This window comes from Methylophilus sp., assembly GCF_035460085.1.
Classification (GTDB): domain Bacteria; phylum Pseudomonadota; class Gammaproteobacteria; order Burkholderiales; family Methylophilaceae; genus Methylophilus.
In genome coordinates this window covers 1-13,685 of record NZ_DATHWZ010000109.1, presented here as the reverse complement: position 1 = coordinate 13,685, position 13,685 = coordinate 1, and the positions used below count along the sequence as shown (strand labels likewise).

14 protein-coding genes are annotated in these 13,685 nt (G+C 47.3%); all 14 read right to left on the bottom strand.

The features are described from left to right. A partial coding sequence (locus VK958_RS13690) for an ExeA family protein (protein ID WP_325242282.1) occupies positions 1 to 309 on the bottom strand: 309 nt, incomplete at its 3' end. Positions 310 to 317: 8 nt separating this feature from the next. Then, complete coding sequence (gene mshL / locus VK958_RS13685) at positions 318 to 2,069, bottom strand: pilus (MSHA type) biogenesis protein MshL (RefSeq protein WP_325242280.1); 1,752 nt, start codon at positions 2,067 to 2,069, stop codon at positions 318 to 320. Positions 2,070 to 2,130: 61 nt separating this feature from the next. Then, complete coding sequence (locus tag VK958_RS13680) at positions 2,131 to 2,520, bottom strand: hypothetical protein (protein WP_325242278.1); 390 nt, start codon at positions 2,518 to 2,520, stop codon at positions 2,131 to 2,133. Between the two features lies 1 nt (position 2,521). Next, positions 2,522 to 3,241 carry a type II secretion system protein GspM gene (gspM, locus tag VK958_RS13675; protein ID WP_325242276.1) on the bottom strand — a complete coding sequence of 240 codons (720 nt, stop codon included), beginning with the start codon at positions 3,239 to 3,241 and terminating at the stop codon, positions 2,522 to 2,524. 15 nt (positions 3,242 to 3,256) lie between these two features. Then, positions 3,257 to 4,126: a PilN domain-containing protein gene (locus VK958_RS13670; RefSeq protein ID WP_325242274.1), complete on the bottom strand. Its 870-nt coding sequence runs from the start codon at positions 4,124 to 4,126 to the stop codon at positions 3,257 to 3,259. Then, positions 4,123 to 5,061, bottom strand: a complete 939-nt coding sequence (pilM, locus tag VK958_RS13665; protein WP_325242272.1) for a type IV pilus biogenesis protein PilM — start codon at positions 5,059 to 5,061, stop codon at positions 4,123 to 4,125. Before pilM ends, VK958_RS13670 begins: the two co-directional genes overlap by 4 nt. Before the next feature lie 275 nt (positions 5,062 to 5,336). Then, positions 5,337 to 8,468, bottom strand: a complete 3,132-nt coding sequence (locus VK958_RS13660; RefSeq protein WP_325242270.1) for a DUF6701 domain-containing protein — start codon at positions 8,466 to 8,468, stop codon at positions 5,337 to 5,339. A gap of 11 nt (positions 8,469 to 8,479) precedes the next feature. Next, a complete protein-coding gene (locus VK958_RS13655; protein WP_325242268.1) occupies positions 8,480 to 8,923 on the bottom strand; it encodes a hypothetical protein in 444 nt (147 codons plus the stop codon). After that, on the bottom strand, positions 8,920 to 9,699 hold the full coding sequence (locus VK958_RS13650) for a PulJ/GspJ family protein (protein WP_325242266.1): 780 nt from the start codon (positions 9,697 to 9,699) through the stop codon (positions 8,920 to 8,922). The genes VK958_RS13655 and VK958_RS13650 overlap by 4 nt, the downstream gene beginning before the upstream one ends. Next, the gene (locus VK958_RS13645) at positions 9,683 to 10,297 is read right to left on the bottom strand and encodes a type II secretion system protein (protein ID WP_325242264.1); all 615 of its coding nucleotides are present in this window, start codon (positions 10,295 to 10,297) and stop codon (positions 9,683 to 9,685) included. Before VK958_RS13645 ends, VK958_RS13650 begins: the two co-directional genes overlap by 17 nt. Positions 10,298 to 10,321: 24 nt before the next feature. Further along, positions 10,322 to 10,798 carry a pilus assembly FimT family protein gene (locus tag VK958_RS13640; RefSeq protein ID WP_325242262.1) on the bottom strand — a complete coding sequence of 159 codons (477 nt, stop codon included), beginning with the start codon at positions 10,796 to 10,798 and terminating at the stop codon, positions 10,322 to 10,324. Positions 10,799 to 10,827: 29 nt separating this feature from the next. Further along, positions 10,828 to 11,277 carry a type II secretion system protein gene (locus VK958_RS13635; RefSeq protein WP_325242260.1) on the bottom strand — a complete coding sequence of 150 codons (450 nt, stop codon included), beginning with the start codon at positions 11,275 to 11,277 and terminating at the stop codon, positions 10,828 to 10,830. Positions 11,278 to 11,504: 227 nt separating this feature from the next. Continuing rightward, complete coding sequence (locus VK958_RS13630) at positions 11,505 to 12,719, bottom strand: type II secretion system F family protein (protein ID WP_325242258.1); 1,215 nt, start codon at positions 12,717 to 12,719, stop codon at positions 11,505 to 11,507. A gap of 5 nt (positions 12,720 to 12,724) precedes the next feature. Next, positions 12,725 to 13,685: GspE/PulE family protein (locus VK958_RS13625; protein ID WP_325242257.1), on the bottom strand; the 961-nt coding region annotated here is incomplete at its 5' end.

Here is a 13,685-nt window from a genome sequence, read left to right as displayed (position 1 = left end):
GGTAAAATCCGGTTTGAAAGCCACGCCGAACTCGGTGGCCAATGTCATCAACAAGGCATGCGGATCAAGATACGGGTTAGGGATAAACGCCACTTTGCAGGTGGGTTCGAGTGCTTTGAGCAGGCGGCGGCACAACAGCGTTTTGCCCGTGCCGACTTCGCCCGTAATTTTGACAAACCCTTCCCCGGACTGGATTGCCACCAGCAAAGTGTTGAGCGCTTCTTGCAAGCTGCGCGTCGCATAATAAAAACTGGTATCCGGGGTGATGGTAAAGGGATACTCATTCAAACCAAAATGTTGCAGGTACATACCCGCTCCTAGAAGCTCTCACCCTTCAGTTTATCAATTCGGCCCTGAGTTTCAAGCATATCTTCCGCCCAGTTATCGCCCCCATGAACTACGGTGGATTTCAACAGGATAACCAACTCCGTTTTACGCGTGATTTCACTCTTCTGGCGGAATAGATTACCCAAGTACTTGATATCGCCTAACCCAGGCACTTTGGTGCGTGTGTTATCGATAGACTCAGACATCAACCCGCCGATCGCGATCACGTTGCCATCCCGGGTACGCACGATACTATCGGTTTCGTTGATATTGGAAGAAGCTGTCGGGATTGTATATACGCCACCGTTAGCACTGGACAATGTCACAGTTCTGTTGACCTGTGTTACATCACTGACAAACGGGTGCACGTGCAGGATGATATTGTCATTCTTATCAATCTGCGGTGTCACATCCAGCGAGATACCGGAAAAATAAGGTTGCAGCTGAATGTCCGGTGTCACAATCGCGCCACCCGTAGTGGTCGTCACGTTAGTTCTGACGTTAGTCACAAAAAATGCATCGTTACCGACCTTCAGCACCGCTTTCTGGTTATTGATGGTGGCGATACGTGGACTGGAAAGCACTTCAACATTACCCTGTGTTTCGAGGAAAGTCAGCAATGCAGAGAAGCCCTTACCCTGCACGGCAAGTGCAAATACCGAACCACCCAGTCCAATAGCGGAATTGTTATCCAGGAAACCCGGATTCGCTGCTGGCGAAGTGTTGACATTGCCATCCGTGATATTGCCAGTGTCACCGTTCACAGTGCTGTTACCGCTAACATTACCAAAGGTCACATCACGGCCGCGCATAAACCTTGCTGCAGACCAGTTAATGCCCTGTTGTGAATCTTTATTCAATTGTACTTTAAGGATTTTTGCTTCCAGGATCACCTGGCGGTCGACTGTCACTTGCATCAGGCTTAAGAACTTCTCAACTTGGCGGATTTCCTTGGGCATGGCTTTGACCATGATCAGGCCTGACTGCGAGTTGATCACCACCTTGCGTCCGCCCTCTTCACCGATCATGCTGTTCAGCGAGTTAGCCATCTCGCCCCAGAAATCATTGTTGGTACCCATGCTGACATCAGAGGCATATACCTGCAGGTTAGCAGCGCCACCACCTGATGCTGCCGGTGTGCCTACTGCTGTACCGCCGGAAGCTGCCGCAGCCTGACCTCCCCCACCGCTTGAATTGCTCACGGTGCCTGAAGTCACTTTCGTGGCTGAAGTCCCCTTACGTGCACCACTGATGTAGTTCACCTGGAACACCCGTGTCTGGATATTTTGTGGCTCGACAAAAATCTGTTTGCCACTCATTTTGTACTCAAAGCCGTACAAATCACGCAAGGCGTTCAGCGCTTCAAATAGCGTGACATCTTTCAGGTTGATCGAGATATCCCCCTTGAGGTCGGGGCTAAGTGCAATGCTATAAGGGCTGCCTGACACGATGCCCATCAATACCTGGCTGGCCGGCGCTTTGTTCACAACCAGATCGAACCTTGGCTCCACGCGCTTAGCCAGTGACTTTGGCGGTTCAATTCTGAGAGGCTCGAACAACTCATCGGTCACTTCTTTAGGTGGCGGTGCGACTTGCCCTTTTGCCATGGCCGCAGATTTGCTCAGCTCGCTCTGAATTTTAGGGTTGATTGATGCATTGCTTGGCGCAAACGGGTTACTGTTGCACCCCGCCAACCCGGCACCAATGATCATCACACCCAACGTATTCACAAAAGTTTTCATAGCAGTCTCTCAATTGTTTTTAACCTGCTGTTGAGCATCTCAACACGCAGGTACTTATTACTTATTTCTTCACTTTTTTGCTGTTTTTGGCTGTTTTAGCTTTTATTTTTGCCTGCGGCTTGGTTTCAACGATGTAGCTGGTTAAACCCAATCCAATGACTTTTTTCTCGCCAGCTTTACTGACAAATACTGCCTGCTGGTTTTTTACCGATATCAGTTTGAATCCACTGTAACTCTCGCCTACTTGCACCATCTGGCCATTCACCACCGCAAATCCACTCTTGCCGTTGTGTTGCAAAGCGGTCAGCTCCCATGGCTTTTCTGCCTGTGTTTCTGCATTCGGCAAATACTCCATGACAGAGGGCGGTGGCTTGGTAGGATCCACCATTTCCGCAAAGACTACGCCTTGCATGAGCATGAACATCCCTATTGTTTTTACCAAAATACGCATGCTAAATCCCCAACCATGCATTCTCGCCACTCAGTGTATATACCTGAACGGTCAATTCACTTTCCGGATAGTCGGCTTTCAGCTCTGCATTTTCCCAAGCCACTCGCTGGCCAATGGCTTTTAGCGACTGCGCATAAGCCAGCAGGGAAAAGTATTTGCCTTTCAGCCTGACTTTCACCGCATGCTGGTATACGTGCGGTACGTTTTGCCAGACATCTTCAGCCGATGCATCTTGCGGATTATTGCCGCCAGGTGCTTTTTGTTCCTGTATCAGTTTTCTTTGCTTTTCAATAAAATCGGCCACTGGTAGCGACTGCATTTCAATTACCTGTACATCCGTATGTTTTTGCAGAAGTTTTTTAAGCAATAACACCATTTCTTGTGGCGGCACCATATAGGCAGAAATCTTGACCAGGTCTGATGACTGGCTGGCGATTTTCGCACTCACGGCATCAATGTCGCGCTGAAAAGCATTGCTTTCAGGTTTGGGCGCTGCCTGGCTGGCAATGGTGGTCATTTGCTCGGTCAAGGTCGCCGTATCATTCTGGATCTTGAGTATCTCTTGTTGTGTACTGGCTAACTGGACGCGTTTTGGCTCCAGCAAAAAGGTATCCAGTAAGCCAACCACGGCAAACAGGCCTGCGCCAAAAATCATCCAGCGCTCGCGCTTGGAGAGCGCCAGCCATTTAGTATTCAGTGTGTGTAACTGTTCAAATCGCATCAGAGTTGCACTTTCCTATGGCTGCTTCGCTTGAGGCTGCGGCGCGGTTTGACTAACAAAATCATCCCAGCTAATCGCACTCACGGATTTAGTTTTATCGCGCACATCCTGGCCTTTGACATCGAAAGCATATACCTTCAGTTTTGTTGTTTCGTCAGTCACAGGTGCACTAGTGGCTGACGCTGAAGCTGTACTGGAAGATGGCATAGCAGCATTGGCTGCCACTGCTGGCGCAGACGCACCTTTGCCTGTCGCTTCTGGACTCGCCGTTGGCGCGACAACCGCCGCTTGCGCCGGAGCTGTAGTAGCAGATGCCTGTGGCGCCAGCTGCTTCTGTAATTCAACCTGCTTGAACTGCAAGCCGGAAAACTGTGTGCCTTCAAACACAGGTTGTGCAGATAGCAAGTCCAGGTATAGCGGAATATCTTCGGTTTGCAAGGCTTGGCCAGACAAAGATACATGCTGTGCAGCAGGCTCAATCTTAAAACCAGTCAACCACACGCCAGATAGCGATTTGGAGGCAAACCCACGCATATAATCGATCAGGTGATAAGCATTCTCGGAAATAGATTGCTGGAATATCGCCAGCATCTGCGATTGCATTTCAAACCTGGTATTCAGTTTTTTTAACTCGGCTTCCAGCTTGCTGTTGTCAACGGGTATAGCCTTTTTTGCGAACTCATCCACTTTTTTCTGCATAGTGTCGTACTGGGAAACCGTCTGGTTACGCTGTGCCAGCAACTGTGCATTTTCAGATTCGATACCGGTGTATAAATACACCATCGCGATTGCGGCCAATACATAGATTCCCGCCACGAAAGATAACGTAAACCAGTCTTTAGATTTGACCAGTCCGCTTTCAAACAGATTGATTTGCTGGCTCACGCTGCAGTCTCCTGACGCAAGGCCGCGCCCAGGGCTGGCAGCAGCATGGCCTGTTTCTCTAGGCTGGCAAAATCCTGGTTAGGTGGCAAATCTACAATATCTTCCAGGTTGAATACATTGACCGGCACATACAGGCTGGTACTCAACCCGCTCACCAGGTAATCACGATTCGCTACTGGTGATACTACCAATCGGTTAAGACTCAAATACGGGAATTGGCGATCAAAGCTATCGAGTGACCGTTGTAACTCGAGTACCAGTTTGTCGAAGTTAGTCTGGTACAACTCGCCCCTGTCATTGAGGAAATCCCTATCCAGTTCAATCAGGCGGGCATGGTACAACTCACCTCTGGCAGTGAATGTCAGCAAACAACCTTTGGGGAGTATGGTCAGCATGACCAGGGCACGATCTTCGGTTTCAAGCAATTGCGCGATATTACGCTGCACCAGCGCATGCACATCAATCGTTTTCAGGTTGAACCCGGCTTCTACCATCTGGTTACCAATCAGGGAGACGGTAGATTTTTTAGCACAAATGGCCAGCATCGCTGGTTGGCGATTCGCATATGAAGGATCTACGGGGATGTTAATACCATCTACGACGGCTTGCTCAACCGAATAATCCAGCAGATCTTTTACTTTCCAGCGTAATGCCTGCTTGACCTCGGATTCTGGCATGGTCGGCTTTTCGATCTGCAAAACATTATATTGGTCAACATTGAGCATGACGTTACAGGGCATGGCCTTTAGGTCATTTTTGGTCACAAAATGCCGTAATGTGGAAGCTGCCTGCAGGGGTATCTGCTGAATCGCAGCCAATGAGACAGTTGGTTTAGCGCCATCCAGCCCGGGCGCTAACGCCACGGTGCTAACATGCATATCAGTGAAGCTCACCCCCACTTGTTGCTTGTTCTTTTGTCGTTTAAACCAACTCATATACACCCATTAGTTTGAATAATGAAATTTATTATTTAAAATCAATGCACAACAAATCAATTTTAAAGTGGATCATAAAGCATTGTCATATGATTGACTACATAAGCAACTGCGGCTTTACATATCGGGTAACTTAAACCTGCAGACTGTGGTATTTCGTTACAAAAACTGTCAGTCGCCAGGCTTTTTATAACAGGTAGCAACTTTAGTGCCTGTTTGGCCACTTCAATCCGTTGATTAAAATAATAAAACCACCTGTTCCGGTGGTTTTATTATCATGGGCCGAAGTTTTCTCGCATGTAGATGATGGGAGCTTTGTAGATGCCGAATGAGGCGCGGCCTACCGGATCCGGCCCACCAAACCAAGGGATAACTCCACCGATCGCATTAGCTTCCGCGGGTCCAGTACACGTCCTCTCTCCAGGAGCCACGGCTCCCAAATTCACTTCAAGATCGACACTGCCAGTGTTGGGCTTTCCATCGCCCCCAACACCAGGAGCTGAGAGCCTCAAATTAGATACTCCATGAGTCATTGCGCCACCGCTTAACTGGGTTTCACAAGCATTTAAATTGCCTCTGTAGTTTCTCATGACAACGGTAGAGGGCTGAACCACTGTACAACTGTCGCCCGTGCTTCGACGATAGGAATTAATACTGGAACCATCCCAGTACTGCGCCTCAATTCTCAAAGGCAACGGCAATAATTCAGAACCATGCACTGGAGGGATTGCCAACCTGCCATACCGGAATTGCGTGCTACCATCCAACGCAATGTTGACAGGTTTAGTGGCAGTTCCATCTGAATCGCTGATTTCCGCACTAAACGTCACATTTTGCGGGATTGTCTGATTTACAGGACGGTCAATCTTGAACTTGGCATCTACGAAAACTTGGCCATTTGTCCAACCCGTCGGCAAAGCAGGATTAAATGCACTTCTTAACGTATCGCCAGATCCAAGATTTGGCGTGGTCGTGAACTTGTAGTTAGTCCACGTTGAAGGAACAAATTTGGCGTAGGTACTTGTCGATGGTACACCGGTGTAATACTGGGTAGTACCGTTTGCGCCATTCTCAGCGAAAATAGTGAAGGGAATCGACACCCCACCAGTATTAGCAACATCCTGTCCATAATAGGTGAATAAATTACTACACGCTTTGACAACAGTACCTGGGGCGATTCGGAAATGATCAGGGATAAAACGACCTAGGAAATTAGTGGCACTTGTATTGCCAAACCTGCAACCGTTTTTTATGCCATTGTTATTAAAAGAATTAGGATTAAAACTAGCATCAGGGTTGGTAACTGCTTCATTGTTACAATCTCCTTTGGCAGTATCTACAGCAGCGAAAGTCTCATCATAAACACCATACTGATCAAATCTAAAAAAACCGACTTCACTATATAAAAAATCATTTCCACTGCTTATTCCATTCACGGCCTGAGGAAAACTAGTCTTTTCAGGAGGTATATAGGGAGGTAAAGCGTTCGGATTGGGGATGCCGTAACCAAACTTACCCAAAGAAACATTTCCGGTATGCGAAAACACTCTACTAGCAAGTATCTGCGGAGTCCCTGTGTAGTTGATCTCTCCAGTCGACGCAGTCAAGTTGAAATTATCCATCCATGCCTTACGCGGCAACATGACAGTTGGACTTGCGGTGGCTTGGATTAAATTAGCGGAAGTGCTTGATATAGCAAATGACTGAGGCCGAAGTGCAAAATTATCCGAAGAACATCCTGATTTATTAAGCGTAAGATCCCGCACTTTGCATCTCAAATTCGGGTATACCCCTTTGGGGTAACTACCATTCGTCATATTGGATGCTGACGCAGTAAAAGTGATTTTTTTACGCCCGGCATCGGTACTGGCAAACGGTAAAGTCTGGGTAGCGACGACCGTTGACCCACAACTATTGTTATCATCAACCACCAGATCGACAATTAATCCTGAAGCGGAATTGTAGCCGGTCGATTGAGCGCCACTTGCCAGTACGGCAACAATATCCATATCAAAATTCATGTTCCACACCTTGGTATGCAGTGGGTTACGGGCAGAGGGTGTAGTTTTTAAATTATTGTAGGTGGCCTGACTGTTCTCCATGCATTCAAAAGAATCTACGCAAGGTGTGTTAGTGAAAGTGAAACTGCAACTCTGCGAGTTAGTCGCTGTATTCCAGCACTTGACACCGCTCAATGGCGCTTTAGTCAAGTTACTGGCTCCTAAAGTGTAAGTAGCTGCAGCGCTTCCTGTGATTGATATCGTGTCAATAGGTCCATCACTACCAATAGTGAATGTCGAATCTGGCGTAGCAGTCACGGTCGGGGTGGATGGCGAAATGGTAAGATTTCCCGTCAGAGCCCCTGTAGTAACAAGCTGGTTGTCAGGGCAAGGCACCGTAGATGAAAGACATGCCAGCACCTTGATATCAACCGGGCATAACGTCCCGGTGCCTGAGTGGCGAACTTCCAGATGGTCGTAATTTGGTACGAAGGTTGACCCCACAACGAAGTCATAACTGAAAGTGTATGTACCAGGCAAGATAAAATCATATTCAATCGCTATCCCGGTATCGATCTTTGTTGTCGAAATCGTGTCGCTTAATGAATTGGTTTTTGCAATAGCACAAGCATTCCCGCTTGTACTGGTCCAAAACGAGTCCCATGCGCCCACACAATAATGATCAAAACTTCTGTTACGCTCTCGAAATGATTCGACTACATCCAGATTCGCGGGCAAACTACTGCTCGATGGACATGGTGCATTTGTACCCCCTGACAATGGGTAAGTACCCACAATCTGCCTGCCGTTAGTATCTGTATAGCGTACGCCACAGCCCCTATCATCTCCACCAAGATAGGTATCTACTGCATGATAATAGCGCACAGGATTCGAGCTGCTGATGGGGTAGCCTATAGGAATGACCAAAGTCACTTCTGCAGTGATGTAATCAAGCGGATAAGTGTACTTCCAGTTGACGGTCACACTGGGACCGGCAATGAGCGTACTGAATCGGGGAGCACTAAATTGTAAAGTTGTACCTTGTGTCACCCCTTGTGAAATCGCTGTTGGAGCAGGTGTAGAAACTGTACGATTAATGTAGGCTGTGGGCGTCAACGTACTTGGAAAACCGAAATGATCAGGTCCGATCAATCCATTGTTTGCTCTTAGATAAATACCATTATCCAGCTGGGTATTGCTCGGAATGGCATTAGGGTTATACAACTGGCCGGTGTTGTTGAGTCTACGTACCTGTATTTGGGTGGTGTCTTCGATGTATGTATGCAAACCATCACCCGCACTAAGTCCGCCACTTGGGTTTAACCTTACTGTGGCGGCGTAAAGATGACTTGGGCATATCAGCCCAATCGCGATATAAAGAAATATTTTTTTGATGAATCCGCCCACTACGTATTCCTTTAATTACATTCTTCACCATTTGTAGCATCTATACACCGGCTCAGCGTCATCGTTATCCTTCGTTCTATGTAATCTTTCGCCCCAACCAAGCCAATTGATGCTGTTGATTGAATCGTATAAATACGGATGTCCTGAGTTTCAGCTTTGTCTTGCTCGACTGAATGGTTGCAGGTCAGCGCAACATTAAAACCGTTCACTGTAAAAGGGGCGGGTATTGCTGGACATGCTTGCATGTTCGCTGGCGTCAACACCTGATAAGCCGCCCACTCAACTCCCGCTCGTGCCGCCAAGTAGGCTTGCGCTCCCTGCACATCCTGGATAGTCCCCAGGTTGGCAAGCATTGCCAAACGCATGGCATAGCCTACCAATGCCGCAAGTATGACCAGTAGAAAGATTGCCATAGGCAACATAAATCCTTTTGCCCGATAAGAGATGGATTTCATGGCGAGTTCACCACATTGATCAGGTTGACCAACCTTGCCACCCCGCCATTTCTTGAAAGCTCCAGCTGAGCAGTCATCACACCTGTATGTTGCATCACGCCTTCGCTATAGGTGAAACTGCATCCGGTGACATCCCCCACTACCACACTGGCATTCGCTCCGTTGAAATTGGCAGGATGCGCTGAAGGAAGCGCAATATTGCTCACCATCAACAGACGTCGATTAGGAAGGTCACAGACATACGCTACAGCTCGATTGACGACATAAAAACGGCCAGCCGGTGATGATAACGGGAAGGCGTTACCCGCAAACTGCATCTGTTTAAGACTGACATCGGGAGCTGCGTTGATAACACGGAGCGTATCCCCATTGTAAACATCAGCACCTTGTATACCGAGGTTATAAATGACTAACTGATCGTTAATAGCCATAGGAGGCAGATCTCCAAGCACTCTCATGCTATTAGCACCAAAATCATCCTGTTTGTAGCGACCGCCAGATTTGATGGGTACAAACTGTACAAAATCACCGGCGGGCGAGACCCAAACACTATTGGGTAAAGCATTCCTGATATCGCGCGACATACGCCTCAATGAAATATCGGCGCGGTCTGCCAGCTCGTAATAGGCTTCAGAGTTAACATAAGCAATGACCGAATGTCGAATAAACGTGGATGAGATACCGCCGATAATCGCGGTAACAGTAATGACCACCACCAGCTCCACCAAGGTAAAGCCGCGCATCAAAAAACCGGTTTTTTTAAACTTTCGGCGCATAGCGAACCTTGAAACCAGTGAGCCTGATTGTGGTATTGGAAGGGCCGTTCACAGTGACAACTATTCTCAATACTGCATCTGCCGGCATCCCGGCAAAAGGTGCCGCACCTCCAGCTTGTGTGATAGTCACGGCAGCCGCGTAAGACGTTAAACCAGGAATAGAAGCATTACTGCCTATACGGCAAATACTTGCACACCCTCCGCCTGGCATGGTGAAACCGCCATAATCGGCTACATTATCAAAAGGGTTAGTTGCACCGTACCTGCTCTCACCAGCGGGGCTGGGGCCATTCAGATTATTTTGAGCAGTAGCACAGCCCCCATAACCCACAGCGGTAGCCGCATTAGGGTCGTCTGGGTCGCAAAACGTAAAAGGCATTTGCTGGATTTCCTGCATCAGCGATTCAGCGATAGCAATGGCCTGTTTACGCGCTAGTGGATCGGCAGAATGACCACTCATCCAAGACAATGCGCCCACAACACCAGCAATGGCGGTGGTGACAATCACAATAAATACCACAAGCTCCACCAGAGAGAATCCGCGATTGGACTTTCGAGGTGGACTGTTTATTATTATTTTTTGACTGATTTGGATCATTGGAATGGAACAACCTATCCATGGTTAGCGTATGTAACCGGTGTCAGCTTCGATATTTACTGTGAATGTTTGCGCATTATTTTTTTGATTGGTCACAACATAGTTTGCTGCCCCATTAGGAACAGCTTGCCCTAATCCGTCAAACCCCAAACTATTGTTTGATGGATTTATCCTGACATTTCTCGAAAGCGTCATCACATAAGGCCCATCTGTTTCAGGATCAATAACGGCTTGCGCCACCGGACAGTTAGGGTCACTCACAAAACACAACTTGATGCTATTAGGTTGCGCTACGGTATCAGTGATTACAAACACTTGTCGTCGTTGCGCTATTGCGGTTTTTTGTGCATACCGTAATGTAGATGAAATCAAACCCGCGTCACCGCGGGTTTCGAAAATATCGCCATTAGCAAACCTTGGGGTTGCTACAGCTACCATGATACCCATCAATGCTATGACAATGACTAACTCTACTAATGTAAAGCCTTTCTTGTAATGCATACCCTGAGCAAAAGTTAATTAATAAAAAATTAGCCACCGCAATTAGCAGCAGATAAGTTAGAAGTTACTACACCAGTACCTTCATTATAAACAATTGTACAAGCAGCAAATGTACCTACTTGAAAAGTCATCTGCCCAGCAGCTGGAGTAGCTGGTGTAGCCGTAAATTGAGGATCTAAGGATTGCAATGCCGCAACAATTCCTGCATTAGTAGCGGCCGGGTATCCAGAAGCTGCAACAACCACCGGTTGATTGTCCATAGTGACTGATAAAGCACCAGCATTGCTACCAGTAGCCACCCAAGAAGCACGCGCTAAATTTGCAGCAGACCGTACAGACGCTGCCAAGCCATTACCAGCCGCGACGCGTGCATTTGATTGAACATTCACAAACCTAGGCAAAGCCGTAGCTGCCAGAATACCTAGAACTGCAATAACTACTACCAATTCAACTAATGTAAAGCCAGCCTGTTTTTTCATTACCAAGACTCCTAATCAAAATTCCCTGCCTTTATTATCACAGTGACAGGTTCAAACTGCGTTAATTTTATGTCAGCAAAAACTGTGCCAGACAATTTTGGTCCATCCTTACAACCAGTTGCAAAGATCAAATCCATAACTATTGCTAAATTTATAATTAATAATAGCCTTTAATAAACTAATCACTTTTACTAATTAGAATCAAAAAAATTGGTCACTCTTATGAATTACCCACTCTTTAACATCACAGAGCTCATATCCCATATTGGCAAGAAAACGCCCAATGCCAAAACTAAAACCAGAGCACCTAAAAACATAATCATAATAGGCTCAATTTGCGCTCCCAATGTTTTAACGTCATATTCCACGTCGGCTTGATACATATCGGCGATTTCCTGCATTAAATCATCTAACGAACCAGACTCTTCACCAACCGCAATCATTTGCAACACCAAAGGGTTAAACACGCCGGTTTGCGTTGCTGTCCTTAGAATAGTCTCGCCGCGCTCAATGCCTGAAGACATGCTGAGAATTTTGACAGAAATATAATCATTTTCTACAGTTTGAGAGACGAGGCGCAAAGCGGAAAGAATGGGTAATCCACTGCGTGTGGATAACGCAAAACTTCGCGCAAACCTGGCCATGGTGCCTTTAAAAATAATCTTCCCGGCGATGGGAATACGCATTTTGACTCTATCCCAATTCGAGCGGCCTGCGGCTGTACTGATATAGGATTTAAATGTGTAGGCAACACCAATAATCATACCGATTAGCACAAACCAGTAATTGCGCATAAAGCCGGAGAATGCGATCAGGATTTTAGTAATGAATGGGAGATCCGCATGCATGGTGGCAAATACTTTTTCAAACTGCGGGATCACCATGATATTGATGACCACAATGGCAATCGCCATGGCAGTCATTACGAACATGGGGTAACGCAGAGCCGACTTGATTTGCCCGCGCATAAAACGCTCGAATTCAATATGCTCGGCTAACCTGGCAAAAATATTATCGAGATTACCGGTGGTTTCACCCACACGAATCATGCTGATATAAAAGTTATCAAACACTTTAGGGTGTTCTGTCATCGCCATTGATAACTCACGACCAGCATCCAGACTTGTTCGTAACTGGCCGACGACTTTAGCCAGTTTAGCGTTGCCTACCGAGCTCTGGATTCCGTTGAGCGCGCGCATGATAGGAATGCCCGCTTTCAGCAAAGTAAACATCTGGCGGCTGAATAACATGACATCGAGGCTGGTGACTTTTTCTTCAAACAAATTGAAGGCTACCGCGACTGCTGCTTTTTGCTTGATTTCAATAGGTGTGATTTTTGAAAGGAGAAGCGCGCTACCTACCGCATCTAGGTCGGCTGCTTCCTGCACCCCGGAAACCATCAATCCATCTTCGCTACGACCCTTATATTCAAATATCGGCACAGGCTTTATCCTTCAAACTGGTTATCTACACGCATGATTTCATCTAGTGTAGTTTTACCCTGCAGAGCAAGCTGTAAAGATTGATCTTTTAAGGTTTTACCTTTAAGTTTTTCACGGGCTTTCTGGATAAAAATGTTGGTATCCGGCATGTTTGCAGCCATTGCCAAATCATTCGTCATTTCCAGAAGCTCATACAAGCCGATACGTCCAAGGTAACCAGTGCGGTTACAGTGTTGGCAACCTTTGCCATGCTTGAACACCGACGGAATTTCTTCCTGTGGTAAAACCTGACGTAACCAGACGGCCTCATTTTCGGTCGGTGTGTGGTCTACGGCACAGTGCGGACAAATTAATCGCACTAGACGTTGAGCCATCACACCCAACAGTGACATTGCCACCATGAAGCGCGGCACACCCATGTCGATTAAACGCACGGGTGCAGTGGAGGCATCATTGGTATGCAATGTGGATAACACCAGGTGACCCGTCATGGAGGCGCGCAAGCCGGTTTGGGCGGTTTCTTCATCACGCATCTCACCCACCAGCACGATATCCGGGTCTTGCCGCAAAATGGCACGTAACAGTTTGGGGAAGTCGAGCTCGATCTTTTCACTGACTTGGGTCTGAATAATACCGGGTAAACGATATTCGACCGGATCTTCGACTGTAATCACCTTGGTTTCAGGCGTATTGAGTTCACTCAGTGCCGAATAGAGGGTGGTTGTTTTACCACTACCAGTTGGCCCTGTAACCAGCACCATGCCACTTGGCCGGTTGATCATTTTCCGGAAGCGCGCCAGCAATTCTGGTGGCATGCCCAACTTATCCAGCTGAAAGTGCGAAGTATTCTGGATCAGCAACCGCATCACTACCGTTTCGCCGTACTGCGTAGGCATGGTAGAAATACGCATATCCACCGCCCGGCCTTTGACGGTAAAGCCAAAACGGCCATCTTGCGGCAGGCGT

Excerpts from the sequence above, each read along its gene's own strand:
- VK958_RS13640 (WP_325242262.1), bottom strand. The coding sequence starts at position 10,798 with ATGCATTACAAGAAAGGCTTTACATTAGTAGAGTTAGTCATTGTCATA.
- mshL (WP_325242280.1), bottom strand. The coding sequence starts at position 2,069 with ATGAAAACTTTTGTGAATACGTTGGGTGTGATGATCATTGGTGCCGGG.
- gspM (WP_325242276.1), bottom strand. The coding sequence starts at position 3,241 with ATGCGATTTGAACAGTTACACACACTGAATACTAAATGGCTGGCGCTC.
- VK958_RS13680 (WP_325242278.1), bottom strand. The coding sequence starts at position 2,520 with ATGCGTATTTTGGTAAAAACAATAGGGATGTTCATGCTCATGCAAGGC.
- VK958_RS13635 (WP_325242260.1), bottom strand. The coding sequence starts at position 11,277 with ATGAAAAAACAGGCTGGCTTTACATTAGTTGAATTGGTAGTAGTTATT.
- VK958_RS13655 (WP_325242268.1), bottom strand. The coding sequence starts at position 8,923 with ATGAAATCCATCTCTTATCGGGCAAAAGGATTTATGTTGCCTATGGCA.
- VK958_RS13650 (WP_325242266.1), bottom strand. The coding sequence starts at position 9,699 with ATGCGCCGAAAGTTTAAAAAAACCGGTTTTTTGATGCGCGGCTTTACC.
- pilM (WP_325242272.1), bottom strand. The coding sequence starts at position 5,061 with ATGAGTTGGTTTAAACGACAAAAGAACAAGCAACAAGTGGGGGTGAGC.
- VK958_RS13645 (WP_325242264.1), bottom strand. The coding sequence starts at position 10,297 with ATGATCCAAATCAGTCAAAAAATAATAATAAACAGTCCACCTCGAAAG.